This window comes from Kitasatospora sp. NPDC086801, from assembly GCF_044745805.1.
Taxonomy (GTDB): domain Bacteria; phylum Actinomycetota; class Actinomycetes; order Streptomycetales; family Streptomycetaceae; genus Kitasatospora.
This window is the reverse complement of the sequence record NZ_JBIVAX010000005.1, coordinates 170,710-195,112: the sequence shown is the minus strand read 5'-3', so window position 1 is coordinate 195,112 and position 24,403 is coordinate 170,710. Positions and strand designations below refer to the sequence as shown.

28 protein-coding genes are annotated in these 24,403 nt (G+C 70.5%); 11 read left to right on the top strand and 17 right to left on the bottom strand.

All coding sequences use genetic code 11. The features are described from left to right. Nucleotides 1–209 precede the first annotated feature (209 nt). From ACIPLC_RS09395 to hisI, 4 genes are read right to left on the bottom strand one after another with little or no spacing between them, the layout of a single operon-like run. Complete coding sequence (locus tag ACIPLC_RS09395; RefSeq protein WP_400472342.1) at nt 210–812, bottom strand: TIGR02234 family membrane protein; 603 nt, start codon at nt 810–812, stop codon at nt 210–212. Then, a complete protein-coding gene (locus ACIPLC_RS09390; protein ID WP_400472341.1) occupies nt 809–1,369 on the bottom strand; it encodes a Uma2 family endonuclease in 561 nt (186 codons plus the stop codon). Before ACIPLC_RS09390 ends, ACIPLC_RS09395 begins: the two co-directional genes overlap by 4 nt. 22 nt (nt 1,370–1,391) lie before the next feature. Further along, nucleotides 1,392–2,915: an anthranilate synthase component I gene (locus tag ACIPLC_RS09385; protein ID WP_400472340.1), complete on the bottom strand. Its 1,524-nt coding sequence runs from the start codon at nt 2,913–2,915 to the stop codon at nt 1,392–1,394. Between the two features lie 48 nt (nt 2,916–2,963). After that, nucleotides 2,964–3,335 (bottom strand): phosphoribosyl-AMP cyclohydrolase, encoded by a 372-nt coding sequence (gene hisI / locus ACIPLC_RS09380; RefSeq protein ID WP_063347172.1) that lies wholly within the window; start codon nt 3,333–3,335, stop codon nt 2,964–2,966. Between the two features lie 204 nt (nt 3,336–3,539). On the opposite strand from hisI, the gene ACIPLC_RS09375 reads away from it, so the two are divergent. Both ACIPLC_RS09375 and ACIPLC_RS09370 read left to right on the top strand, forming a co-directional pair. Further along, the gene (locus tag ACIPLC_RS09375; protein WP_400472339.1) at nt 3,540–4,115 is read left to right on the top strand and encodes a hypothetical protein; all 576 of its coding nucleotides are present in this window, start codon (nt 3,540–3,542) and stop codon (nt 4,113–4,115) included. Nucleotides 4,116–4,134: 19 nt separating this feature from the next. After that, nucleotides 4,135–4,773 carry a TIGR03085 family metal-binding protein gene (locus tag ACIPLC_RS09370; protein ID WP_400472338.1) on the top strand — a complete coding sequence of 213 codons (639 nt, stop codon included), beginning with the start codon at nt 4,135–4,137 and terminating at the stop codon, nt 4,771–4,773. A 102-nt stretch (nt 4,774–4,875) separates the two neighbouring features. Here the strand turns inward: ACIPLC_RS09370 and ACIPLC_RS09365 are convergent, their stop codons facing one another. Next, nucleotides 4,876–5,409 (bottom strand): NUDIX domain-containing protein, encoded by a 534-nt coding sequence (locus tag ACIPLC_RS09365; RefSeq protein WP_400472337.1) that lies wholly within the window; start codon nt 5,407–5,409, stop codon nt 4,876–4,878. 70 nt (nt 5,410–5,479) lie between these two features. Here ACIPLC_RS09365 and ACIPLC_RS09360 point away from each other — a divergent pair, with 70 nt between their 5' ends. Continuing rightward, nucleotides 5,480–6,013 (top strand): NUDIX hydrolase, encoded by a 534-nt coding sequence (locus tag ACIPLC_RS09360; protein WP_400472336.1) that lies wholly within the window; start codon nt 5,480–5,482, stop codon nt 6,011–6,013. Nucleotides 6,014–6,267: 254 nt separating this feature from the next. Here the strand turns inward: ACIPLC_RS09360 and ACIPLC_RS09355 are convergent, their stop codons facing one another. Then, nucleotides 6,268–7,125, bottom strand: coding sequence for a hypothetical protein (locus ACIPLC_RS09355; RefSeq protein WP_400472335.1), 858 nt, complete (start codon nt 7,123–7,125; stop codon nt 6,268–6,270). 359 nt (nt 7,126–7,484) lie between these two features. Between ACIPLC_RS09355 and ACIPLC_RS09350 the strand changes: the two genes are divergently transcribed. From ACIPLC_RS09350 to ACIPLC_RS09335, 4 genes are read left to right on the top strand one after another with little or no spacing between them, the layout of a single operon-like run. Next, a complete protein-coding gene (locus ACIPLC_RS09350) occupies nt 7,485–8,177 on the top strand; it encodes an ATP-binding protein (RefSeq protein WP_400472334.1) in 693 nt (230 codons plus the stop codon). Nucleotides 8,178–8,235: 58 nt separating this feature from the next. Further along, entirely contained in the window at nt 8,236–9,237 is a 1,002-nt protein-coding gene (locus ACIPLC_RS09345) for an NAD-dependent epimerase/dehydratase family protein (protein WP_400472333.1), read from the top strand. A gap of 19 nt (nt 9,238–9,256) precedes the next feature. Continuing rightward, nucleotides 9,257–9,886 carry an NAD-dependent epimerase/dehydratase family protein gene (locus ACIPLC_RS09340; protein ID WP_400472332.1) on the top strand — a complete coding sequence of 210 codons (630 nt, stop codon included), beginning with the start codon at nt 9,257–9,259 and terminating at the stop codon, nt 9,884–9,886. Then, nucleotides 9,883–11,022: a DegT/DnrJ/EryC1/StrS family aminotransferase gene (locus ACIPLC_RS09335; RefSeq protein WP_400472331.1), complete on the top strand. Its 1,140-nt coding sequence runs from the start codon at nt 9,883–9,885 to the stop codon at nt 11,020–11,022. Before ACIPLC_RS09340 ends, ACIPLC_RS09335 begins: the two co-directional genes overlap by 4 nt. A gap of 21 nt (nt 11,023–11,043) precedes the next feature. Here ACIPLC_RS09335 and ACIPLC_RS09330 read toward each other — a convergent pair whose 3' ends face one another. Beyond that, nucleotides 11,044–11,922: a glycosyltransferase family 2 protein gene (locus tag ACIPLC_RS09330; protein WP_400472330.1), complete on the bottom strand. Its 879-nt coding sequence runs from the start codon at nt 11,920–11,922 to the stop codon at nt 11,044–11,046. 787 nt (nt 11,923–12,709) lie between these two features. Between ACIPLC_RS09330 and ACIPLC_RS09325 the strand changes: the two genes are divergently transcribed. Continuing rightward, nucleotides 12,710–14,068, top strand: coding sequence for a hypothetical protein (locus ACIPLC_RS09325; RefSeq protein ID WP_400472329.1), 1,359 nt, complete (start codon nt 12,710–12,712; stop codon nt 14,066–14,068). A gap of 98 nt (nt 14,069–14,166) precedes the next feature. Here the strand turns inward: ACIPLC_RS09325 and ACIPLC_RS09320 are convergent, their stop codons facing one another. Both ACIPLC_RS09320 and ACIPLC_RS09315 read right to left on the bottom strand, forming a co-directional pair. Continuing rightward, a complete protein-coding gene (locus tag ACIPLC_RS09320; RefSeq protein ID WP_400472328.1) occupies nt 14,167–14,601 on the bottom strand; it encodes a hypothetical protein in 435 nt (144 codons plus the stop codon). Continuing rightward, the gene (locus ACIPLC_RS09315) at nt 14,598–15,356 is read right to left on the bottom strand and encodes a hypothetical protein (protein WP_400472327.1); all 759 of its coding nucleotides are present in this window, start codon (nt 15,354–15,356) and stop codon (nt 14,598–14,600) included. The genes ACIPLC_RS09320 and ACIPLC_RS09315 overlap by 4 nt, the downstream gene beginning before the upstream one ends. A 964-nt stretch (nt 15,357–16,320) precedes the next feature. On the opposite strand from ACIPLC_RS09315, the gene ACIPLC_RS09310 reads away from it, so the two are divergent. Further along, the gene (locus ACIPLC_RS09310) at nt 16,321–16,563 is read left to right on the top strand and encodes a hypothetical protein (protein ID WP_400472326.1); all 243 of its coding nucleotides are present in this window, start codon (nt 16,321–16,323) and stop codon (nt 16,561–16,563) included. A 274-nt stretch (nt 16,564–16,837) separates the two neighbouring features. Here the strand turns inward: ACIPLC_RS09310 and ACIPLC_RS09305 are convergent, their stop codons facing one another. Next, nucleotides 16,838–18,460 (bottom strand): site-specific integrase, encoded by a 1,623-nt coding sequence (locus ACIPLC_RS09305; protein ID WP_400472325.1) that lies wholly within the window; start codon nt 18,458–18,460, stop codon nt 16,838–16,840. Between the two features lie 143 nt (nt 18,461–18,603). Between ACIPLC_RS09305 and ACIPLC_RS09300 the strand changes: the two genes are divergently transcribed. Continuing rightward, complete coding sequence (locus tag ACIPLC_RS09300) at nt 18,604–18,936, top strand: hypothetical protein (protein ID WP_400472324.1); 333 nt, start codon at nt 18,604–18,606, stop codon at nt 18,934–18,936. A 131-nt stretch (nt 18,937–19,067) separates the two neighbouring features. After that, the gene (locus ACIPLC_RS09295; RefSeq protein WP_400472323.1) at nt 19,068–19,850 is read left to right on the top strand and encodes a VOC family protein; all 783 of its coding nucleotides are present in this window, start codon (nt 19,068–19,070) and stop codon (nt 19,848–19,850) included. A 76-nt stretch (nt 19,851–19,926) separates the two neighbouring features. Here the strand turns inward: ACIPLC_RS09295 and hisF are convergent, their stop codons facing one another. The 7 genes from hisF to ACIPLC_RS09260 are packed head-to-tail and all read right to left on the bottom strand — an operon-like array spanning nt 19,927 to nt 24,398. Further along, nucleotides 19,927–20,697 carry an imidazole glycerol phosphate synthase subunit HisF gene (hisF, locus tag ACIPLC_RS09290; protein WP_400472322.1) on the bottom strand — a complete coding sequence of 257 codons (771 nt, stop codon included), beginning with the start codon at nt 20,695–20,697 and terminating at the stop codon, nt 19,927–19,929. Continuing rightward, nucleotides 20,694–21,125, bottom strand: coding sequence for a RidA family protein (locus ACIPLC_RS09285; protein ID WP_363582826.1), 432 nt, complete (start codon nt 21,123–21,125; stop codon nt 20,694–20,696). Before ACIPLC_RS09285 ends, hisF begins: the two co-directional genes overlap by 4 nt. Further along, nucleotides 21,122–21,847, bottom strand: coding sequence for a bifunctional 1-(5-phosphoribosyl)-5-((5-phosphoribosylamino)methylideneamino)imidazole-4-carboxamide isomerase/phosphoribosylanthranilate isomerase PriA (priA, locus tag ACIPLC_RS09280; RefSeq protein ID WP_350885736.1), 726 nt, complete (start codon nt 21,845–21,847; stop codon nt 21,122–21,124). Before priA ends, ACIPLC_RS09285 begins: the two co-directional genes overlap by 4 nt. 19 nt (nt 21,848–21,866) lie before the next feature. After that, complete coding sequence (gene hisH / locus ACIPLC_RS09275) at nt 21,867–22,502, bottom strand: imidazole glycerol phosphate synthase subunit HisH (protein WP_400472321.1); 636 nt, start codon at nt 22,500–22,502, stop codon at nt 21,867–21,869. A gap of 46 nt (nt 22,503–22,548) precedes the next feature. After that, nucleotides 22,549–22,701: a hypothetical protein gene (locus tag ACIPLC_RS09270; RefSeq protein ID WP_350885740.1), complete on the bottom strand. Its 153-nt coding sequence runs from the start codon at nt 22,699–22,701 to the stop codon at nt 22,549–22,551. Beyond that, the gene (gene hisB, locus ACIPLC_RS09265) at nt 22,698–23,291 is read right to left on the bottom strand and encodes an imidazoleglycerol-phosphate dehydratase HisB (protein ID WP_400472320.1); all 594 of its coding nucleotides are present in this window, start codon (nt 23,289–23,291) and stop codon (nt 22,698–22,700) included. The genes ACIPLC_RS09270 and hisB overlap by 4 nt, the downstream gene beginning before the upstream one ends. A gap of 6 nt (nt 23,292–23,297) precedes the next feature. Further along, the gene (locus ACIPLC_RS09260; RefSeq protein WP_400472469.1) at nt 23,298–24,398 is read right to left on the bottom strand and encodes a histidinol-phosphate transaminase; all 1,101 of its coding nucleotides are present in this window, start codon (nt 24,396–24,398) and stop codon (nt 23,298–23,300) included. Nucleotides 24,399–24,403: the final 5 nt, after the last annotated feature.

Genomic DNA, 24,403 nt, shown 5'->3' with positions numbered 1-24,403 from the left:
CTGAGTGGTGCTCCTAGCCTCTCGGGGCCCGGCCGGGCCTGCGGGGCCGCCGGCGGGTTGACGGGTTCCATTGTGCCGGGCCACACACCGGCGGCCCAAAGCGGGTGGCGGGTCTATCGCGTCACACGCGCCGGTCGACGGAAGCCGCACGTGCCGGGGCTCGACGTCGGAGCCGGCGCCGGGGGCCGCTGTGGCCTGTTCGGGCCGTCTCAGACCGTGGTCGGGTCCTCGCCCCGGTCCAGCGCCTTCCACAGGTCGGCCGGGGTCTCGCTCTTCGCCGGGGCCTTGCGGGTGGGCGCCTCGTAGCGGCTGCCCATGGCCGGCCAGCTCCGGCCGTAGCGGAGGGTGAGCAGCCCGGCGACGGCCAGCAGCAGCCCGCCGACCAGCGCCACCCAGGGCCAGCCGGTGTGGCCGACCTCGGTGGCCGCCGACCCGGACAGCGCCAGCTTGCGGGCCGCCTCGGCGTCCAGCGCGGCGGTGTCCCCTGCACCCGCGGCCGAGGCGGCGGCCGCGCCGAGGCCCGCCAGCAGGGTCAGCGCGCCCACCGCGAGCCGGCCCACGCCGCGCACCGCGAACACCGCGACGGCCGCCGCGAGCCCCACCAGGGCCAGCCCGCCCGGGAGTTCGGAGATCGTGCCGCCGGAGACGGACACCGCCAGGGTGCCGGCCCGGCCCTCGGCCCAGACCCGGCCGACGGCGGTCAGCACCAGTACGGCGCTCAGCACGGTCAGCAGGAGCATCACGCCGAGCGTCCGGCGGCCCGACGCGGGGGCCGGCGGGGCGGGTACGGGGGTCTGGTCAGGTGCGCTCACCCGTCCACTATCCCCCGCCCGGCGTCCGGCCCCGCACCCGGGGTGGGCGGCCCGGCCGGGAACTCGTCCGTCCGCAGCACCAGCGTCCGCCCGGCGAGCGGCAGGAAGAGATCGTTGCCGAACGGAACCCGCTCCGCCTCCCGGTACCCGTCGTCGACGGACGGCGCGGTGTGCACGGTGCAGGCCGCCGCCGCCGGGTCGACCACCACGTACAGCGGGATCCCGCTGCGCGCGTACGCCCGCGCCGCCGCGGCGCGGTGCGGCCGGGCCACCTCCAGGACGGCCTCGACGTCGCCCCCGGCGTACCGGCCCCGGCCGTCGGGCTCCGCCCCCGGGGCGGTCACCGCCAGGTCGGGGGTCAGGCCAGGGGTCAGGCCGGGGGCGAGGCCGGGGGCGAGGCCGGGGGCGAGGCCGCCGACCCCGGGCGGGGCGTCGATCACGGTGTCGATCACGGCGTCGGACAGGACCCGGCCGTGCCCGGCCAGCTGGTCCTCGACCTGGGCGGCCGCGCTGAGCACGACCACCCGCCGCAGTTCGTCGAGCGGCACCTCGGGCATCCCGGCCGCCTTCCTCGACGACTTACGACAGTTCCGGCGTCCGCAGCGTATTGGCGGTGGCGACGGCCCGCAGCACGGCGGCCGCCTTGTTGCGGCACTCGGTGTCCTCCCCGTGCGGGTCGGAGTCGGCGACCACGCCCGCGCCGGCCTGCACGAAGGCGGTGCCGTCGCGCAGCACGGCGGTGCGGATGGCGATCGCGGTGTCGGAGTCCCCGGCGAAGTCCAGGTAGCCGACGCAGCCGCCGTACAGGCCGCGGCGGGTGGGCTCCAGCTCCTCGATGATCCGCATCGCGCGGGGCTTGGGCGCGCCGGACAGCGTGCCGGCCGGGAAGCAGGCGGTCAGCACGTCGAAGGCGGTCCGCCCGGGCGCCACCCGGCCGGTGACGGTGGAGACGATGTGCATCACGTGGCTGTAGCGCTCGATGTGCATGAAGTCGACCACCTCCACGCTGCCCGGCTCGCAGACCCGCCCGAGGTCGTTGCGGCCCAGGTCGACCAGCATCAGGTGCTCGGCCCGCTCCTTGGGGTCGGCGAGCAGCTCGGCGGCCAGCGCCGCGTCCTCGTGCGGGGTGGCGCCGCGGTGCCTCGTCCCGGCGATCGGGTGCACCATCGCCTCGCCGCCGGTCACCTTGACCAGCGCCTCCGGGCTGGAGCCGACCACGTCGAAGCCGCCCTCGGCGGTGCCGTCCGGCCCGGGGAAGCGGAACAGGTACATGTACGGGCTGGGGTTGGTGGTGCGCAGGACGCGGTAGACGTCCAGCGCGGAGGCCGGGCAGGGCGCCTCGAAACGCTGCGAGGGGACGACCTGGAAGGCCTCGCCGGCCCGGATCCGCTCCTTGACCTCCTCCACCGCGGCCCGGTACGGCGCGCCGCCGAACGGGGAGCGGGCCTCGCCCGGCCCGGCCGGGGTGAAGGTGGCCAGGCCCGGGTCGACCGGCTTGAGCAGGTCGGTCTCCATGGCGTCCAGCCGGGCCACCGCGTCCGCGTAGGCCTCGTCCGCGCCGCTGGCCAGGTCGTTGTGGTTGACGGCGTTGGCGATCAGCAGCACCGTGCCGTCGACGTGGTCGAGCACGGCGAGGTCGGTGGCGAGCAGCATGGTCAGCTCGGGGAGCTTGAGGTCGTCCGGGTTGAGGTCGGGCAGCTTCTCCAGCCGGCGGACGACGTCGTAGCCCAGGTAGCCGACCAGGCCGCCGGTGAGCGGCGGCAGGCCGTCGTCGTCGCGGCGCGGCGTGTGCAGCGCCTCCAGCGCGGCGCGCAGCACCTGCAACGGGTCGCCGCCGGTCGGGATGCCGACCGGCGGGGTGCCCAGCCAGCGGGCCTCGCCGTCCTCGCCGACGGTGAGGACGGCGGCGCTGCGGACGCCGACGAAGGAGTAGCGCGACCAGCTGCGGCCCTGCTCGGCGGACTCCAGCAGGAAGGTGCCGGGCCGCTCCTCGGCGAGGCTGCGGTAGAGGCCGATCGGGGTGAGACCGTCCGCGAGGAGCCTGCGGGTGACCGGGATGACCCGGGTGTCGACGGCGAGCTTGCGGAAGGCTTCGAGATCCATGGCGGGCGGCACCTTCTGGAGTTCCGGTAGGAGGAGCAGGAGGAGGGGTCAGGCGAGCGGGAGCACGTCGGCGTCGAAGCAGGTGCGGTCGCCGGTGTGGCAGGCGGCGCCGGTCTGGTCGACCTTCACCAGCAGGGTGTCGCCGTCGCAGTCCAGCGCCACCGACTTGACCGCCTGGGCGTGGCCGGAGGTGTCGCCCTTCACCCAGTACTCGCGGCGGCTGCGGCTCCAGTAGGTGCAGCGGCCGGTGGTGAGCGTGCGGTGCAGCGCCTCGTCGTCCATCCAGCCCAGCATCAGCACCTCGCCGGTGTCGTACTGCTGCGCGATCGCCGGGAGCAGGCCGTCCTCGGTGCGCTTGAGGCGCGCGGCGATCTCGGGGGCCAGGGCGGTGGTGCCGGGGGTGGCGGGTGTGGTGGACATGGGGCCATTGTTGCAGTCCAGCCCGCAGCCCCGGTGCGGCCTGTGGCCCCTGTGCCCCTGTGCCCCTACACGGTGCGCTCACAACCGCTGGGCCGGATCCGTGCCGCCGGGGAGCCTAGCCGACCGGCCCCCGACTGTGCGGCAACCGGGCGATTTCGGCCAACCGCCTGCCGGGCGGGCCCCGGGTGGGCCATCCTCATGGCCATGACCTCCGAGCAGCAGCCGCCCGCAGCCGCCGACTCCCGCCCGTCCCGGGGCCTGGTCCTCGCCGTCGTGGCGGTCCTGGCCGTGCTGCTCGCGGTGGTGGCCACCGTCCTGCTCTGGCCGGAGGAGCGCAAGCCCGCCGCCGCGCCGCCCCCGCCCGCCCCCACGGCCACCCCGACCCCGACGCCCACCCCCACGCCGACACCCACCCCGACCAAGGCCCCGCCGTACGCCTTCTTCCCGGTCGGCGCCTGCTTCGACCACCCGCAGCTCAGCCCGGTGATCACCAAGGCCGAGGAGCGCCCCTGCACCGGCGAGCACGACGGCCAGGTGATCGCCGACCTGAAACTGGCCGACGGCCTGACCGGCGAGATCCCGATCGCGCTCGCCATGCGCGAGGGCTGCAAGGAGGCCGAGGCGGCCGCCAAGGCCCGCCAGAACGACGGGAAGACGTACTACGGCCGCCAGTTCGGCCCCGCCCAGGCCAACTACCAGCAGGGCTGGCGGGACTACACCTGCACCCTGACCGCCAGCAACAAGCAGGGCGGCCCCAAGCTCACCGGCACCCTGCACTGACAGCCTCTATCGTGGCGCCATGTCGAACCACGCCCTCGCCGAACGCCACCGCCTCGCCGCACTCCTGGCCGCCGCCGGGCCGGACGCCCCCACCCTCTGCGCCGGGTGGACCACCCGCGACCTCGCCGCCCACCTGGTGGTCCGCGAGCACCGCCCGGACGCGGCGGCCGGACTGCTGATCGGCGCCCTCGCCGACCGGGCCCGCCGGGTGCAGTCCGCGTACGCCGAGCGCCCGTACGAGGACCTGCTGAAGCTGTTCCGCTCCGGCCCGCCGGTGCTCTCCCCGTTCGCCCTGCCCGGCGCCGACGAGGCCGCGAACACCGTCGAGTACTACGTGCACGCCGAGGACGTCCTGCGGGCCGCCGACGACTGGACCCCCGCCCCGGTCCCCGCCGGCCGCGCCGAAGCCCTGTGGCGCCGACTCCCGCTCCTGGCCCGCCTGGAAGCCGGCCGCCGCTCCCCCGTCCGCCTGACCCTGCGCCGCCCCGACGGCCAGTCCCTCACCGTCGGCCCGGCCGGCTCCCCCACCGTCCAACTCACCGGCGACCCGGGCGAACTGATCCTCTTCACCTACGGCCGCGGCGCCCACACCACCCTCACCGTCGACGGCCCCCCGGACGCCCTCGAAGCCCTCCGCCACGTCCTGCCACTGCCTTAAAGAGAGAAAAATGATGCGCTGCCCCTCGGAATACCGAGGGGCAGCGCTCGACGACCCAAGACCAAGAGGATTGGGAGGAGGTCGGAAACTCCCCGCTGGCTATCAGCTCTGCCACGAATCGAGAGAGACGCTCGGGCCATTGGTGAGATAGCTGATCAGAGCTTCTCTGGTAGTGGAGACGAATTCCTCCGGTACCGCGCCAACGCCGACCCACACGACGTCCGAGTGCTTGGCCGGTTCACCGTTCGCGAGTTCACCGGACCACCGGTGAACCGCGAAAACGACGGTCAGGAAGCCGTTGGGAGCCTCGACGCCGCGAGCACCGTGGATGACGTGGGCAAGCTGCAAGTCCTCGGAAGCAACGACGAGCCCGGTCTCCTCCCTGAGCTCGCGAACCGCAGTCTCCGTGATCGGCTCACCTGGTTCGCTCTTGCCGACCGGAAGATCCCACAGGCCTTGCGCGAACTTGGCCTTGGGCCCCCGCCGGAGAAGAACGACACGTTGAGCTTCAAGGTCATGGACGATGACGGCGGCGACCAACAGGGTCATCGACTCCGTGGCGGGCTTGAGAGCAGTCGTCTGATCGGCGGTCGGCTGGTCCACTCGGTCGGGTCCTTCCTGCGGTGCGGCTGTCATGTCATGCCTGGACACACATCATCCACCCGGTCTCTGAGATGCTGTGGGTCCATCGAGAGGGGCCGCAGCCATGCAGTGGAAGATCCATGGGGAGCGTCCGATCTACGAGAACCCATGGGTGAACCTGTGGCTGGCCGACGTCGAACAGCCCGACGGGCACCGTTGGGAACACCACGTGGTCAAGCTTCGGCACCTCGCGGTGGCCGCCGTCGTGAACAGCGAGAAACAGGTCCTCATGATGTGGCGGCACCGCTTCATCACCGACACCTGGGCCTGGGAACTCCCGATGGGGCTGATCGAGCCCGACGAGACCCCTGCGGAGGCGGCAACACGGGAGGCGCTGGAGGAGACCGGTTGGAAGGTCGGTGAGGTCAAACCGCTGATCTACGCCCAGCCTGCGAACGGGATCACCGACTCCGAGCACTTCGTCTTTCGCTCGGATGCCGTCGAGTACGTGGGCCCACCCACCGAGCGCAACGAGTCCGACCGGATCGAGTGGATTCACCTGACCGAACTGCGCGGCATGATCGACCGCCGCGAGATCGTCAGCAGCGGCACGCTCGTGGGCGTGCTCTACCTGCTACTCGACGAGGCCGGTCTCTGATCACCTGGCCATGCCGGCGATCCGGTCGACCAGTTCCGCGACCGGGGCGACCGGGGCCGACTGCCGAGCGAAGTCCTCGATCCGCTCGCCCAACTCGGCGGCGAGTGCAGCTTGCACGTACCGGTCGCTGGCAAACGCACGTCGCACGGGCCAGAAGCCCGGTGGCGCGCTGCTCCTTCGGCACGGCCCACATCGCTTCGAGGGCCTGCACCGCACCATCAAGGTCGTCTCGCAGAAGCCGAGCGGTGGCCAGGTCAGCGCCTGCACCACCGACCACCCGCGAGGACCGGACGGCCGCAGGCTTTGAAAGCACCAGCTCCAACGCCTGGACTGCGATCTGCTCCGCTTGGTCTCCCGTCTCCGATGAGCAGGCAGGTGGACGCGTTCGACATCGCCAGGCGCTCCGGACTGAATCCGAACTCGCCTCCCACATCGTCGTGGAGATCGTTCCGCCGCCCGGTTCCGTCCGCGGTGGAAGCGTCCAGGGCCCTTTGCGCGGAGGCGACATCTCCCAGGTGACCAAAGGCCCGGGCCTCGATCGCTGCCAGTCTGCGCTGCGCCACGTCACCCAGACCGGTGAACGTCTGCGCTGCGCGAGCGAGCCGTGCGGCCTCGGCCGGCCGACCGGAAAAGTAGGCGATGTACGCAAGTGTGCCACCGGCGAACGCCCGCAGCGGATCGAACCGGGCCGCTTCCCCGTACAGCGCAGCCGGTCGTGAGAGTCGCCTCGCTCCGTCGAGCGAGCCGAGATCGAAGGCCGCGGTCGCGAGAAGCGCGCACGCCTGCCCGGCGAGGATCAGCAATTCGTACTGCTGGGCAGGCACTTGCGTGCGGTCGCGATGGGCCTCGGCCTGCTCCCTCATCTCCTTCGCCCTCTGGAAGACGATGAAGGTCGATGTGGTGACGTACTCGCGCGCCAAGGTGGCAACGTCGTCGCGGAGTTGGTCAAGCGCGATGTCGGAAATGGATGCAGCGGCGGCTGCGCTGGCCTCGTTCTGGGCGTCCCGTGCAGTCATGTCGATCTCGTCTTCCAGGTTGAACGCGGGTGCGGGTAGGTCCGAGGGAGGCGGACCGAACAATGTCGCGGCATTGATGCCGAACACGTACTCCAAGACCCGGCAAGCGTCCGGACCCGGCCAGCGGTCCAGCGGCGGAACTGCGACTCGGACACCGTGAGGTTCCGGGCTCCGTCGTCGAGGAGTTCAGCTGCCGAGCGCCGAAAGTGGCGCTCGAAGTCAACGTATCGCCAGCGCCGTTGATCTACCAAGACCTTCAGTAGCGTCTGCGGCGTATGGGCGTCCAGGTGATACCCGCTACGCGATGGCGGAGACACCCATCCTTCATTGACTCTTAATCAGCTGCCAGAAGATCCAGAAGAGTTACCAGACTTGGCAGCATTCCCGCTCGGTCCTGCCGCCGGCCTCCACATGCGATGTGGATTACCAGCGGCCCGTACATCCTGGGAACCCGCATGCCCAGCATCGCCACTGAGCAGTCGCCCGACACAATCCCAACCCTGCGTTCCTGGGATGTCGAACCGAATCCGGAGGCCGTCCGGCCTGCGCGTCAACTGATTCGTCGCATCGCCGAGTCCTGGCGTGTGCCATTGTCGGACACCGCGTTGCGGGACATGGAGTTGTGCGCCGACGAACTGCTGGCCAACGCCATCGAGCACGTGAGGGAGCGCTGCCGCGTCACGGTCCGGTGGACCGGCGTCCGCCTCCGGGTCGAGGTCGCGGACAGGAGTCCGCTGCCACCGGTGAGGAGCACGGCGGACGACATGGCCACCGGCGGCCGCGGCCTGCTCCTGGTGGAGGCGCTGACCCACTCCTGGGGCTGGTACCCGGCGGAGGAGGGCAAGATGATCTGGTTCGAGGCGGCGCCCGACCAGGTCGTGACGGGCGACTCGCGGCTCGCTGCACCAACCCTTCCGGCTCACGTTCATGCCCGGCCGGGAGTCGCGGTGAGCGCTCCTTCCGCCTTGTCTCGGTACGAGATCCGCCTGATCGACTCCCGAAGCCCCCACTTCTTCCTGCTGGAGTGCTGGGGGATCTACGACCGCGAACAGCACGAGTACGTGCGCGTTCCGGGCTCCTCGGACCGGATCAGGCGCTTCTACACCAAGTCGGCTGCCCAGTCCCAGCTGCGCCACTCAGACACCTGACGGTCGAGGAGGAAAAGTGCACAGCCTGATCGCAAGTCCGCTCCTCAAAAACTTCGTTGTGCTGCGACCGGGCCGGCCGGAGGGCACCAAGCTGCCCGAACGACGGTTCCGGGAGCTGGAGCACGCCCACGACTCCGGGGCCAACCTCCCGTTCTGGCTCGCGCACGCCGCCCGCACCCGCTGGGGCACCGAACTAGCGATCCGGCCGGTGAGTGAAGCCGTCCTGGTCCGGGCGACCGTGAAGTGGCTCGTGGGCCGCGCGGACTATGTGATCCACGCTGCTGCGTACGCCGATGTCGCCGCCTGCACCCGCCGACCTGACACCGCGTTCGCCGCCAACGTGCACGGCACCCAGACCGTCCTGGACGCCGTGGTGGCCTCGCCGGTGAAGCGGCTCGTGTTCGTGTCCTCCGCCTCCGTGTACGGCGATGGCACCCCCGCTGAGGACAGCGTGGTGCGATTCACCGAGGACCAGCCGCTGACCCCGATCTCGGTGTATGCCAACACCAAGCTGTGGGGAGAGCACCAAGCGCGGCTGATGCTCGGCGGCAGCGGCACCGAGTACTCGATCGTCCGGTACTTCTCGGTCTACGGCGACCCGCAGATCCCCAAGCCCGGCTCGCACTCCTGGATGGTGCCCTGGCTGGCCCTGTCCGCCCACACCGGCCAGCCGATGAGGCTCAACGGCGGCGGCCACGAGGTGCGCGACATGGTCCACGTCGAGGACATCGCGCACGCCACCATCCTGGCGCTCGTCACTGACCGGGCCGCTGGACAGGCCATCAACATCGGTACTGGCATCCCCACCTCGGTCCGACGGATCGCCGAGTTGATCGCCGCCCACTACCCCGAGGCCGCGTTCGTCGAGACGCCCACGCCCGACGGCGACCCGCGCGGAGGATGCGCTGACACCCGCCGAGCCACCGACCTGCTCGGCTGGCACCCCGCCATCACCCTCAGCGAGGGCATCGACCGATACGTGCACTGGCTCAACACCACGCCAGACGCCGTCCCGGACTGGTTCACCGCCCCGACCACCGCAGCTGCCTCGGCCGCCTGAACGAAGGGATCACCACACCATGCGCGTCGTGCTGCTCGGCGGAGCCGGATACATCGGCTCTGTCGCCTCCCACCACCTCGTCTCGCTCGGCCACCACGTCACCGTCGTGGACGGCCTGATCTACAACCGCGGGGACCACCCCGGCCGGCTCCTGCCGGGTGCCGCCACGTTCGTCAACGGGGACCTGCGCGACCTGGACCTGCTCGCTCGGGTCTCGGACAGCGCCGACGCCGTCGTGCACCTCGGCGGGATTGTCGGAGAGCCGGCCTGCCAACTGGACGAGGAACTGGCCGTCGAACTGAACTACGCCGCTCCGATGCTCGCCGCCGAGACCGTGGCTGCCGTCGTGCCCGGATCGAAGATCCAGCGCGGCCCGGAGCGGGACGAAGCCGACGCCCGCGACTACCGCGTGAGCTTCACCCGGCTCCAGCAGCGCATCCCCGGGGCGTGCTCCGCCACCCTCAAGGACGGCGTGCAGGAGATCGCCGATCTCCTGGTGACCCGTCAGATCATCGACCCGGCGGAGCCCCAGTACGACAACCACCGGGGACTGGCGGAGGCCTTCACCGCCGGCATGGTTGCCAGCCTGCGCACCCCTGGCTGCCGACGCTACCTGGCCGACTACACCGCCGCTTGGGGGCAGCAGTGACCACCGTCGCTCCGTTCCTTCCGTGGAACCGGCCCTCCCTCGGGCAGGAGGAGGAGGCCGAGGTCATGGACACCCTGCGCTCGGGCTGGCTCACCCACGGCCCGAAGGCCAGCCGGTTCGAGGAGGCCGTGAAGTCCGACCTCGGCGTCGAGGACGCGTTCGCGGTCTCCTCGTGCACCGCCGCGCTGCACCTCGCCCTGCTGGCGGCCGGGATCAAGCCGGGCGACGAGGTGATCACCCCGAGCCTGACCTTCTGCGCGGCACCGAACGCCATCGTCCAGTGCGGTGCCAAGCCGGTGTTCACCGAGGTCGATCCGGTCACATTCACCATCGACCCCGAGGCGGCCGAGCAGGCGATCACCTCCAGGACGAAGGCCGTCGTGGTCATGCACTACGGCGGCCAACCCTGCGACCTACTGGCCTTCCGCAAGCTCGCCGACGACCACGGCCTGGTCCTGATCGAGGACGCAGCCCACACCCTGCACGCCTGGCGCGACGGCCTTCGGGCCGGCAGCGTCGGCGACCTGGCGGTGTTCTCCTTCTACGCCAACAAGGTCATCACCTGCGGTGAAGGCGGGATGATCGTCGGTCGCGCGGACCTCGTCCAAGCCGCCCGCCTGCTGGGCCGACACGGCATCGACACCTCCGTGTGGCAGCGGCACGGCAAGCGGAACACCGCCGACTACGAGGTCACCGTGCCGGGCCTGAAGTACACGATGCCGGACATCACGGCCGCGGTCGGCATCCAGCAGTTCCACAAGCTGCCCGAGTTCACCTCACGCCGAGCCCTGATCGCCGCGTCCTACGACCGCTCCCTCGCCGACATGCAGGGCCTGCAACTGCCCACCGTCGCGGACGGCGTCCAGCACGGCTGGTTCCTCTACCCCGTCCTGATCGAACCCATCGGCGGCCGGACCCGGGACGCCATAGCAGACCTGCTCCTGAATGACCACGGGATCGGCACCAGCGTGCACTTCAAGCCGGTCCACCGCTTGGCCGCGTACCGCTACCTGGACTGCCATCTGCCCATCACCGAGCACATCGCGGCACGGCAGCTGTCCCTGCCCTGCTACCCGGCCATGACCAGCACGGACGTGCAGCGCGTCATCGACGCCCTCCACGCCGTCTGGAACTGACCGGATGCGCCGGGTCGGCCGTCAGATCACCGGCGGCCGGCCCAGCCGCGTCATCCGCCACACGGTGGACCACCGCATCGGCCGTCGCGGCGGGCACGGCACCCGAACACCCTCGAAGAATCCAGACCACCACGCCTTGAGCCCGGACAGCGGCGGCCGGCGGACCAGCGTATAGAGCGCCCAGGAGGTGAGGTAGATCGGCACCAGAGGGGCGGGCAAGTGGCGCTTAGCCAGCCATACCCGGTTACGGGCCGTCATCCGGTAGTAGGCGGCATGACGGGCGGGGTCGGTGCGGGGATGCTGCAGCACGAGGTCGGCCCGGTAGTCGATCCGCCAGCCCGCGTCCAGCGCACGCCAGGCGAAGTCCGTCTCCTCGTGTGCGTAGAAGAACTCGGCGGGGAACAGGCCGACCTGGTCGATCACGCTCATCCGGATGGCGTGCCCGCCGCCCAGGAACGTCGTGACCGGACCGGACTGCAGCGGATCGCTCGCGCCGAAGCGGGGCACGTGGCGGCGCTGGGTGAACCCGGTCTCATTCGCGATCCGGAAACTGACAATACCCAGCTTCGAGTCCCGGTCGAAGGCGTCCCGGATCAGCCGGAACGTGTCGGTGTGGGGCACCAGCCCGTCGTCGTCCAGAACGACCAGCACGTCCGTGCCGCCCAGCTCGCGCAGCCGCTCGACGCCAGCGTTGCGCCCGCCAGGGATACCGAGGTTCTCCGGCAGCTCCACCGCGTCCACCCAGCCGGGCAGCTCGGGCAGCCTCACGCCCTGCCCCAGCACGACGGTCCGAACGCCGCTGTCGCCGCCGTCCTGGGCCCGTACCGAGGCCAGCAGCGCGGTCAGCTCCGCAGGCCGGTTCCCCATCGTCAGCACCACCACGCCCAGCGTGACGCCCATCGCACCCGACCCTTCGAGGAACCTTCATGATCTCGCAGACACCTCGGACAGGCGGCGGGCCATCGCTGCGCGAGCTGGCTAGCACCGGCCGTCTGCCGGACCACCAGGTGATGGACCGGCCAACGCTCGACTGGATCGCCCGCCACCGGCCCGCTGGCCCTGGCGTCCGGGCCAGACTGCCACACCGGCCGCTCTTGCTGTTAGCGAACGCCTCCTGGTTCGCCCGCACGCAGACGGCAGCCTCGATCCACGGCATACGCCACGGTGCCCGGGTCGCCGTCCTCACGCAGCTGCTCGCCGCCGGCCACGGCCTCACGCTGGACCGGGGGCTGGCGCTCGCGGCTGCGGCGGCCTGCCACGACTGCCGGCGGCGATGCGACCGCGACGACCCCGGCCATGGCCGCCGCGCCGCCGACTGGCTGACCGAGCACACCGCGAACCTGGAGACGACCTTCGGCACGGCGGCCACGAAGGAGGCGATCACCGCGGTCGCCCTCCACGACGTGCCACACCACGCCTTCACCCGCGAACAGGAACGCGCCTACCGGCAGCACCAGGTAGCGGTGGACCTCCTCAAGGCAGCCGACGCGCTCGACCGCTACCGGCTGCCGCTGGCCCGCTGGTGGCCCGACCTCGCACGCCTGCGCCTGCAGGTTCCCGCCTGGACGCCGGTCCTCGCCCACGACCTGGTGGTGGGCAGCGAGCAAGCCCACCTCGACGGCGCGACCGACACCCAGGCCTTGGAGCAAGCGCTCCAGGCCGTGATGCCCGAGCAGGAGAAGCCCCCGTGCACACCGAATGGGATCTCGCCCACACCGACTACAGCGCACCGCCGGACCGCCCGGCACCCGCCGGACTCACCGACACCGAGGCCGACTGGCGCCAGCGCCTCGATCTGGCTCCCAACGGATACCTGCTTCGCGAGAGCGCCAATGCCATGCTCGGCTCGCTTGCCGCCGGCCACCCGGTCTACCTACTGCACCTGACCCGATCCCTGGACGCCATCCACTCCAGCGGCCAACTCCTCGCGTCCACCGGCTGCCTGGTCGGGGCCGTCTACGGCTCGCCCCTCACGCCGTTGCCCGGCGGCGCCCTGCGGCCCCACAACCTCGGCTCCTACCTGCTGGACGCTCGCCACGCCCTGGCCAGCCGCCGGGACAGCACACCCCTGGTCATCCAAGTCACCCCCAGCTGCCCGGCACCGCCCAAAGGCCTGGACTACATGCGGCTCGGCGGCATCCACCTGCGGAGCTACCAGGCGTATCGGCATGTCCTCACCGCAGCCGAGGACGACCAGGTGCTGCGGTCCGTCGTGGACCGGGTGCGCGTCGCCGCCCCGTTCCTCAACATGCTCCTGCACAATGCCAGCGGCGGCACGACGCCGGAGGAGTCGTTCATCGACGCCCTGGCCGCCACGGTCCCGGTCTTCCCCTACCTCGGGTACCTCTACTTCGAGACGGTCGCCGAGTACCTGATGCTCCACTCCACCAGCCCGGCGACCAAGGGGTATGCCGACCGTGGGGAGATGAACAACCGCCTCTACAAGGAGCTCGCATTCTCCGCAGTGCGGGGCATGGGCATCCTGTTCGATTTGGGCCGATTCGATCCCGGCTACAGGCGGCTCCTCGAACTTGTCGAACGCATCGAGGCCGGCCTGACAGCCTCCCTCCCCAGATACGTTCGGCGCCGCATGTCGCACCTGTTCGCCGCGACAGCCCTCGCACCGGGTCAGGATGCCGCCACGTTCGCCTTCCACCGGGTGGACTTGGACACGCTCGCCGACAGCGTTCCGCATCTTCTCGGGCAGCTGCTCTTCCGGGAGGTCCGGACTATCGACCGCTACCCGCAGCTCTACCACTGCTTCGAGCAAGCCAAGGCCCTGGAGGCGTGGAGCTACTGGAACTCCGAGCGCATCGCGACGCCATTCAACGGCACCTGCCCCAAAGGGGAGATCGGCATCAACCCCGCTTACCCGGACGCCACCTTCGCAGTTTGGAGGGCGGAGACCTGCGAACGGGGGCTCCTCCACCCGGTCGAGGAGGTGGCGGCCGTGCCGGCGCCCCGGCTCGTGCCGTGGCTGGTCGCTCCACTGCGGGACCGCACGGAGGAGGCGCGATGGATGAAGCGACACTTGGCCCCAGGGTGAGCGGCCGCCCTCGGTTGATCGTGTACAGGGGCAACATCGCTTCCCCGGAAAGGGCGCGGGTGTGGTGGGGCCCTCGGATTCCCCGAGGTCCCCACCTGCTACGGGTGACGCGACCTGCCGCGGCTCGTAGGCAAGGGAGTGACCGCCGATACACTGCCGAGCTCCTGCCTGGCCTGGTCCAACTCCAGCGACAGCTCTACGGCGATCTTCGTCAGGACCTTGCCCTTCTCACGTTCGGTAGCCAGATCTGCCGTGAGGGACTTGATCTCTTCCTTGAGGACCCTGTTCTGCTCGTGGACCTTCTCCACAGCGGCGGGCACCGAGCTCTGGGCCTTCACCCGGGCCTGGAACTCGTGCACGAGGTCCTTGTGATCGCCGTAGACCACGTCGCGGCGAAGCCCCGACTCGGTGATCAGCTCCGATCCGGTGAGCTTTCCGGTGACCGACCGCAGGGGTGTACCTGCCAGCAGCCGTTCTGTGGCGGCCTGGAGCGCTGCCCGCTCGGCTTCGTGGTCGCGGGGCTTGCGGGTCATTTGCTGTTCTCCGTGGCAGTGGTAGGGGTGCCTGCGTGCCGTTCCAGGACCTTGCGGACCTGGGCGACCTGGGCTTCGGCACGATCCCGAAGCGGATGAGGGGCGAGCGGGTCGGTGACTGCCGCCTCCAACACTGAAAGCCTCTCGTGCAGTTGGGCGATATCCCGGTCGGTGTGCGCGAGGTTCTGGCAGGTCGATTGGCACTCGGCCTCGATCGGCGCGTCACCGACCGGGAGCCTCTGGGCGATCCGGGTGTTGCGGCAGGCAGCTGTCTCCGCCTGCCAGACACAGGTCATGCCGTCGCCGTGGTGGATGCTGGGGTCGACCTGGGAGACCAGCCGCTCGACGTTGCGGACACGGTTGACGACGCGGCCGGCGAACCGGTGGGCGCGCGCCACTCTCGACCTGTACTCCGGAGCTGCCGGGCCGCTGATCTGTTCACCCTGCTCCAGGAGCGACCAGTCCCGCTCGCTCTGCTCGACGATCAGCTCCAGCCGCTCGACGGCCACGTCCTCCAACCAGGAGGCGTTCGCCTGTCCCGCGTAGCTCAAGGTGACCTTGGTTGAGACGTGTGCGTACTGAAGTGCTGCCGCGATCAGTCCGCGGGGCCTGCGGACGATGAAGTAGGCCAGAGTCCGTCTGAACCTGGACGGGTGGATGTTGCGGGTCGGGTCGGGCGGGACAACCGGCTGACCGTCGGGGCGCCGGAAGCTGCTGTTCAGCCAGCCGATGAACTTGTCCAGGGCACGGGTCATATATCGGGCGACGCGGGCATGCTCGTGGGCGGGTCGGCGTGCGTGGGCGGACACGAAGCTGGAGGGAAAGAGGAACGGGGAGTCGGACAGCGATTCGAGTATGGCGCAGGTCCCATCGGCCCTCCAAGAGTTCGGTTACCAGCCGCCGTTGGGCAGGACTGATCGCGGCACGGGACTGGATGATCTCGCCGGGTACGTAGGCCGACACGATGTCGCCCAGCTGCTGCAGCCGGGGAGCGAATCGCAGGTTCCACAACTGCGGCTCCATGTGCGGCCTCAAGGCCTCAAGCTCTTCGATGGCCGCGAGTTGGACCGGGAGCTGGTGGGGCAGCGCCCGAGCGTTCACGCAGTCCAGGCACGCGAGAAAGGATGCCGAGCATGGTTGCCCGGCGGGCGTGTCCGGTCCGGCCATATGGTCGGTGCAGGAGGCCAGCACCGTGTCCTGGGCGCCGCTCAGCAACCCCTTCAGCTGCTGGGGCTCGACCCCGGCGGATGCGGCTGCAGCCTTCGGGTCGGCGGCAGCCAACTCGATGAACGACGAGGTCAGCACTCGAACGGCCTGGTGTCCCCGTGCCTTGTCCACCTCGCCCTGGAGGGCAGCGACGACCACCTGTCGGCTCTCCTCCTGCACGATTGAACTGGACATCAGATACATGTCTTGCATGGTCCGGGGGCTATGGGCCACCGGCCGCCGGCGGCGCTCGATGACCGTGGCACGTAGGCGTCGCACCGACACCGCCGGGCGACCGGATTGCGCGGCGGCTTCTGCAACGGGAAAGCCGTGGTCGGCGGCCCAGCGCTTCACGTGGTGCGGGCCGAGGGCGCTGGCCCACCGCGAGGAACCGTACCGACCTGGGCGTGCGGTGTAGCCAGCGAAGAGCGTGGTCAGCCGGCCATGGCGGCGGGCGGTGCTACCCAAGTCCAAGAGCAACAGGTAGATCCGCAACGGTGACCGGAAGAGCCGATGTTCCTGGTCATCGCCAGCCAGAACATCCTCCAAGGGAACAACCATGTGCTCGCGTTCGGGACCGCGGCGAGGCTTGACGGCCTCGATCAGTGCGGCTCCCTCCTGCGTCAGGACTCCGTCCGGGCGGCAATGCGCGGCGGGCCACGCCGCCACAGTGCCGAAGTTCTGCCCGGTCATCGCGGTCAGCAGCAGCGCGAAGGCCGTCAGCTCGTTGAGAGACAGGCAGAGCAAGGACGATAGCTGCACCAGCCCGCCGGCTTTGGTGACCGCGTTCGGCTGAAGTCCATCCAGGTAGCGGGGCACGTCACCTGTCCGCTCGAAGACATCGAGGAAGCGGCCGACCGCCTCCTCGTCACTGCCGGGTTCCGACAGCCCCTCGCGAAACCGAGAGAGCAGCTCACGACCGTGGCGAATCCGATCACGTGCCATACGAACGTCGCGCCGCGCGGCCGTCAAGATCTGCTGCCACTCGGTGCCGGCTGAGCCGCGCGGCGACCACCACGAGATCGGGCGCTCACCGACCAACTCCTGCCTGGGCGGCCTCGCCGCGCGGACCAGGTATGCCGGTGAGCGTACGACCGCCCTCGCGCGCGACTGCCCGCAGGAGCGCATCCACGCCCGCAGCCTCCTCGCCGTCCAACAGCTCCATGAGATAGTCCACTTCGAGCGCGGTGAACGGCTCCAGGTAGATCTCTCTCGTGGTCATCGGGTCGCGATGGCCCATCAACATCGCCAACTGGTACCAGATATCGCCCAGTTGGTCGCGCAAGTCACGCATCTCCTCCTCCGAGAAGCCATCGACCCTGCGCTGCCACACAGCCGACAGGATCGAGAACCACTTCAAGCAGAAGCTGTGCCGCAGCATGTGCGGCCGGGCCCACAACGGGCACTCCGCTTTGCGTCGCTCCCGCTCCACGGCGGACAGCCCCTCACCTGCGTTCTTGACCCATGCCTCGGCGATTCGCTCGTTAGCCGCCTGGAATGTGTCCTCCCAGCCGTACGGCTTCTTCGGCAGCCCGTTGGGCGCCAGCCACAGCCACAGCGGCTCCAGGCCCTGCGGCGTTCGGCGGAACAGCAGCCGGCGCCCGTCCGGTCCCAGCACGTCCACCGAGACCGGCACCGGCCCGCTACCACCCTCGATCATCAGCGTTCGATTGCGGGCGTTGTAACCGGTGACGATCCGACGGCCGTACAGCGACTCGTAGCGTCGAGCCTGCTGAGCCCGTCGTACGGCCTCGATGCGTGATCCCTCCAGCGGGTCCGCGTACGCGGCTACCGCGGTGAGGACGCTGCGAGGAATCCGGTAGACCCGGCCTTCCCGGCCCCGCTTGATGCACGCCGCCGACAACCACGCGGAGGCGAAGCGGGCAGATCCGACCGCGGGAATCTCCACGTCCAGGACGCTCGCCCACTCCAGCAGCCGCAGACCGGTCCCGTACAGGCCGTCCACGAAGGCGGCATCGCGGTCCTCGTTTGCACCCCGCCAGCCCGCCCGACGGACCCCCTCGAACGTGTATCCGCAGAGTCCGATGTTCCTCCACTGCTCGAAGGCCACCCTGAGCATCCACTTCACCTGCCTCCGGGATGAACCAGCCGGCCTCAAGGGGTAGCGACTGCCGGCGCTGTATTCATGGCCGCCGTCAACCGGTGACGGCCACCTTCCGGCGCGAGCCCCGGCACTGGCCACCGGGTTCGACACCCCGTACCGCTGCCCCGCCCACGCGTAGAAGCTGTTCAACGCGGCTCGGTCGGTATCGAAGCTCGTGGCCTGCACCCGCTCGTCGTTGCGAATGTCCGTCAGCCGCCAGTCCTTGAAGGCTTCGACATCGCGTGGCGTCGCGTCCTCCCAGTGCTGACCGAAGACATCCAGGAACTGCAGCCACACCACCAGTGAGTACGCGTACCGGCGCCAAGTGCTCGGCCGGGCATCCGCCATGGCTCCCGTACGGAAGAAGAGGTTGACCCTTGGATCGGGACGACCCTGGGGATCGAGGAGCACAGGCGTACCGTGCCGGGCACCGTTCCCTGCCGCACGGGCATGGAGATCACCAAAGCCTGACAGTTGATCAGTATCGAGCTCGGGAACCTCAGCAGTGAAGTCGTAGAAGTCCACCGTCCAGCCGTCGAAGGCAGACACAGATCCCCCTCCAGGAGTGTCGAACCGACAGTTCAACGTAGCCTAGAGAAGCTGTGAACACTGTTACCTCGGAGAGAAGCGATTTGCCGGCCTGGACGAGTGGACGACCCCGAGGTGCTGGCCCGGTTCGGCGGTAGTCCCTGTTGCACACCGACCTGAACAACGAGAACGCCCTGATCCACAGGGGTCAGGCCCTCCTGGTCGACTGGGCGTGGGCCACCCGGGGAGCGCCCTGGATCGACCCGGCCCTGTGGGTGATCTGGTTGATCGCTGCGGGCGGCCACAGCCCGGCTGGGGCGGAAGCGTGGGCTGCCAGGGTCCCGGCCTGGCAGGGCGGCGATCCGGCGGTGGTGGACGTCTTCGCGCAGGCTCAGACCCGGATGTGGGCCGAGATCGCCGGAGACGATCCGGACCCGTGGACCGATGGGCTGAACCGGGCAGCTCAGCGATGGGCCCGTTTCCGGGGGCGTGGCTGAGGTCTCCCGGCCGCGCTCCCCGGCTGCGGATGTCAGTGGGCGGGTGCAGACTCGCAGAGGGTCGGGGAAGGGCGTGTGCGCGCCCAGCGGACCCGGCCCGGTCACGTCTTCCGTCGAAGGGGCACCACCTCATGCTCACCACCGACTTTCCGGCGGGCGCGCCCTGCTGGATCGACCTCGGCAGCCCGGACATCCCCGCCACGGCCGAGTTCTACGGCAAGGTCTTCGGCTGGACGTTCCAGTCCGCCGGCCCGGAGGCGGGCGGCTACGGCTTCTTCCAGCTGAACGGCAGGACGGTCGGCGCCGTCGGCCCGCTCGACGAGGGCGACCAGCCGACCTGGACGACGTACTTCCGCACCGCCGACGTGAACGCCACCGCGAAGGCCGCCGAGCAGGCGGGCGGCTCGGTCCTGGTGCCGCCGATGGACGTCATGGGCGAGGGGTGGCTCGCCCAGTTCGCCGACCCGCAGGGGGCCAGGTTCGCGGTCTGGCAGCCGGGCAGGACCACCGGCCTGGACGTGGTGACGGAGGACGGCGCGCTGGTCTGGTCCGAACTGCACACCGCGGACCCGAGCGCCGGGTTCGGCTTCTACCAGGCGTTGTTCGGCTGGCGGGTGGAGAAATTCGAGCCGGCCCCGGGCATGGCCTACCGGGTGATCTCGACCTCCGAGGGCGACCAGCACGCCACTGCCTTCGGCGGCATCGCCCCGACCATGCAGCCGGGCCAGCCCTCCGCCTGGACGCCGTACTTCGCCGCCGACGACGTGGACGCGGTGATCGCGAAGGCGACGGCGGCCGGCGGCTCGGTGCTGATGCCCGCCGAGTCCGTGCCGAACGTCGGCCGGCTGGCCTGGCTGGCGGACCCGCACGGCACCCCGTTCGCGCTGATCAAGGGCGAGCCGCCACAGGCCTGAGAACGCAGGAGACCTGAGAACACGAAAGGGCCCGCCGTTCCGGGCGGAACGGCGGGCCCCCAAGCCGTGCGGACGGTCACCGCACCGGGTGCCCGGCCTCCCGCAGCGCGTCCTTGACCTGCCCGATCCGCAGGTCCCCGAAGTGGAAGACGCTCGCGGCGAGCACCGCGTCCGCACCCGCCTCGACGGCCGGCGCGAAGTCCGCGAGCTTGCCGGCGCCGCCGGAGGCGATGACCGGCACGGAGACGGTCTTGCGGACGGCCCGGATCATCTCCAGGTCGTAGCCGTCCTTGGTGCCGTCGGCGTCCATCGAGTTGAGCAGGATCTCGCCCGCGCCCAGTTCGGCCGCGCGGCCGGCCCATTCGACGGCGTCGAGGCCGGTGCCCTTGCGCCCGCCGTGGGTGGTGACCTCGTAGCCGGACGCGGTCTCGGTACCGGGAGGGCAGCGCCGGGCGTCCACGGACAGCACCAGCACCTGCCGCCCGAAGCGCCGGGCGATCTCGCGGACCAGCTCCGGCCGGGCGATGGCGGCGGTGTTGACGCCGACCTTGTCGGCGCCGGCCCGCAGCAGCTTGTCGACGTCCTCGACGGCGCGGATGCCGCCGCCGACGGTGAGCGGGATGAAGACCTGTTCGGCGGTGCGGCGGACCACGTCGTAGGTGGTCTCCCGGTCGCCGGAGGAGGCGGTGATGTCGAGGAAGGTCAACTCGTCGGCGCCCTCGGCGTCGTAGAGCTTGGCCATCTCGACCGGGTCGCCGGCGTCGCGCAGGTTCTGGAAGTTGACGCCCTTGACCACCCGCCCGGCGTCGACGTCCAGGCAGGGGATGACACGTACGGCGAGGGTCACGGCTGGTTGCCTTCCAGGGTCTTTGCCAGCCCGGCACGATAGGCGTCGAGCTCGACCTCGACCATCATCCGGGAGTCGATCAGCCCGTCGACCACCACCATGGTGGCCGCCGGGCGGGCGGCGTCGAAGAGTTGGTGGTGGGCGCGGCCCACCTCGTCGGCGTCGCGGGCGTGGGTGATGTACATCCGGGTGCGGACCACGTCGTCCGCCGTCAGACCGTACGCGGCGAGGGCGCTGAGGCCGACGCCGAACGCGGCGAGGGTCTGCCGGTAGGGGTCGCCCTCGTGCTCGATCCGGCCGTTCACCCAGGCGGTGGAGCCGGCCACGTGCACGTGGTCTCCCGCGGCGACCGCCCGCGAGTAGCCGAACTGGTCCTCCCAGGGGGAGAATCCGCCGACCCTGCCACGCACGATCCGACGTTCCGTCATCCTGAAACCGCCTCCAGGGCCTCTTCGAGGGTGAACTTCTGCTCGTAGAGTGCCTTGCCCACGATGGCGCCCTCGACACCCGCACCGACCAGGCCGGCGATGGCGCGCAGGTCGTCGAGCGAGGAGACGCCGCCGGAGGCGACGACGGGGCGGTCGGTGGCGGCGCAGACGTCGCGCAGCAGTTGCAGGTTGGGGCCGGTCAGGGTGCCGTCCCGGTTGACGTCGGTGACGACGTAGCGGGCGCAGCCCTCCTGGTTGAGCCGCTCCAGCACCTCGAAGAGCTGGCCGCCGTCGCGGGTCCAGCCGCGGCCGCGCAGGGTGGTGCCGACGACGTCCAGGCCGACGGCGATCTTGTCGCCGTGCTCGGCGATGGCCTTGGCGACCCACTCGGGGGCTTCCAGGGCGGCGGTGCCGAGGTTGACCCGGGTGCAGCCGGTGGCGAGCGCGTTGGCGAGCGACTCGTCGTCGCGGATGCCGCCGGACAGCTCGACCTTGATGTCGAGGCGGCCGGTGACCTCGCGCAGCAGCTCGTAGTTGGTGCCGGTGCCGAAGGCGGCGTCGAGGTCGACCAGGTGCAGCCACTCGGCGCCGGCGTTCTGCCAGGCGAGGGCGGCGGCCAGCGGTTCGCCGAAGGAGGTCTCGGTGCCGGAGGCGCCCTTGACCAGGCGGACGGCCTGGCCGTCCCGGACGTCGACGGCGGGAAGCAGTTCGAGGCGGCTCATAGTCACAACTCTTCCAAGCTCAGAGGGTGTTGACCCAGTTGGTCAGGAGGGCGGCGCCGGCGTCGCCGGACTTCTCGGGGTGGAACTGGGTGGCCCAGAGCGGGCCGTTCTCGACGGCGGCGACGAACGGCTGCCCGTGCGTGGCCCAGGTGACGAGCGGGGGGTGGATCCGCGCGCTGTGGGTCTCCAGCTCCCAGTGCCGCACACCGTAGGAGTGCACGAAGTAGTAGCGGGTCTGCGGGTCGAGGCCGGCGAACATCCGGCTGTCCTCGGGCGCGTCCACGGTGTTCCAGCCCATGTGCGGGATGACGGGGGCGTCCAGAGGCTCGACGACGCCGGGCCACTCGTCGCAGCCGGCCGTCTCCACGCCGTGCTCGACCCCCTTCTCGAAGAGGATCTGCATGCCGACGCAGATGCCCATGACGGGGCGGCCCCCGGCGAGCCGGCGGTCGATGATCCAGTCGCCGCGGACGGCCTTCAGGCCGCGCATGCAGGCCTCGAAGGCGCCGACGCCGGGGACGAGCAGGCCGTCCGCGTTCATCGCGGTGTCGTAGTCGGAGGTGACGGTGACATCCGCCCCGGTCCGTTCGAGCGCGCGCTGCGCGGAGCGGAGGTTGCCCGACCCGTAGTCGAGGACGACGACGTTCTTGCCCATGTTCAGGTGTCCAGTCTCTCTACTGCGCAGTCTCTCTACTGCGGGTCTACAGACGCATGATGCCGGAGGCCAGGCACATGACCGAGCCGAACGCGAGCACCAGGATGACGCCCTTGGGCAGCTTCTGCTTCCAGAACGAGATCACGCCGCCGGCCAGGAAGAGGCCGACGAAGATGAGGGCGAGGGCAGCCTTGCTCACAGTGCACCCTTGGTCGAGGGGAGGATTCCGGCCGCGCGCTGGTCGCGCTCGGCGGCGTAGCGCAGGGCTCGGGCCAGCGCCTTGAACTGGCACTCCACGATGTGGTGGGCGTTGCGTCCGTACGGCACGTGGACGTGCAGGGCGATCTGCGCCTGGGCCACGAAGGACTCCAGGATGTGCCGGGTCATCGTGGTGTCGTACGAGCCGATCATCGGCGCCATGTGCTCGGGCTCGGTGTGCACCAGGTACGGCCGGCCGGAGAGGTCCACGGTGACCTGGGCGAGCGACTCGTCCAGCGGCACCGTGCAGTTGCCGAAGCGGTAGATGCCGACCTTGTCGCCGAGCGCCTGCTTGAAGGCGGCGCCGAGCGCGAGGGCGGTGTCCTCGATGGTGTGGTGGGTGTCGATGTGCAGGTCGCCGTCGGTCTTGACGGTGAGGTCGAAGAGACCGTGGCGGCCGAGCTGGTCGAGCATGTGGTCGTAGAACCCGACGCCCGTGGAGATGTCGGTCTTTCCGGTGCCGTCGAGGTCGATCTCGACCAGGACCGCGGTCTCCTTGGTGGTGCGCTCGACGCGTCCGATGCGGGACATACGGGGTTACAGCTCCTTGATCACGGTTGAGACGGCGCCCAGGAAGGCGTCGTTCTCGGCGGGCGTGCCGGCGGTGACGCGCAGCCACCCGGGGACGCCGTTGTCCCGGACCAGGACGCCCTGGTCGAGGATGGCCTGCCAGACGGCGTGGGTGTCGGCGAAGCGGCCGAACTGGACGAAGTTGGCGTCCGAGTCGGTGACCTCCAGGCCGAGCCCGCGCAGCGCGTCGACCAGCCGGTCGCGCTCCGCCTTGAGCCGGCCGACGTACCCGAGCAGGGTGTCGGTGTGCTCCAGGCAGGCCAGCGCGGTGGCCTGGGTGACGGACGACAGGTGGTACGGCAGGCGGACCAGTTGCACCGCGTCCACCACCGCCGGGTCGGCGGCCAGGTAGCCCAGGCGCAGCCCGGCCGCGCCGAAGGCCTTGGACATGGTGCGGGAGACCACCAGGTTGGGGCGGCCCTCGATGAGCGGCAGCAGCGAGGCCCGGTGCGAGAACTCGACGTACGCCTCGTCGACGACGACCAGGCTGGGCCCAGCGGCCTGCGCGGCCTCGTACAGCCGCAGCACGGTGTCGGCGGCGACGGCGGTGCCGGTCGGGTTGTTCGGCGAGCAGACGAAGACCACGTTCGGCCGGTGCTCGGCGATCGCGCCGAGGGCGGCGTCGACGTCGATGGTGAAGTCGTCGTTGCGCGGGCCGGAGATCCACTCGGTGCCGGTGCCCCGGGAGATCAGCGCGTGCATCGAGTAGGAGGGCTCGAAGCCGAGTGCGCTGCGGCCGGGGCCGCCGAAGGTCTGCAGCAGTTGCTGGAGCACCTCGTTGGAGCCGTTGGCGGCCCAGACCTGCTGCCGGGTGACCGCGAAGCCGGTGGTCCGGCTGAGGTACGCGGCGAGGCCTTCGCGCAGTTCGACCGCGTCCCGGTCGGGGTAGCGGTTGAGGCCGCGGGCCGCCTCGGCGACGCGCTCGGCGATCCGGGCGACCAGCTCCTCGGGGAGCGGGTACGGGTTCTCGTTGGTGTTCAGCTGGACGGGCACGTCCAGCTGCGGCGCGCCGTACGGGGACTGGCCGCGCAGCTCGTCGCGGATGGGGAGGTCGTCGATGCGGGTCACGGCGG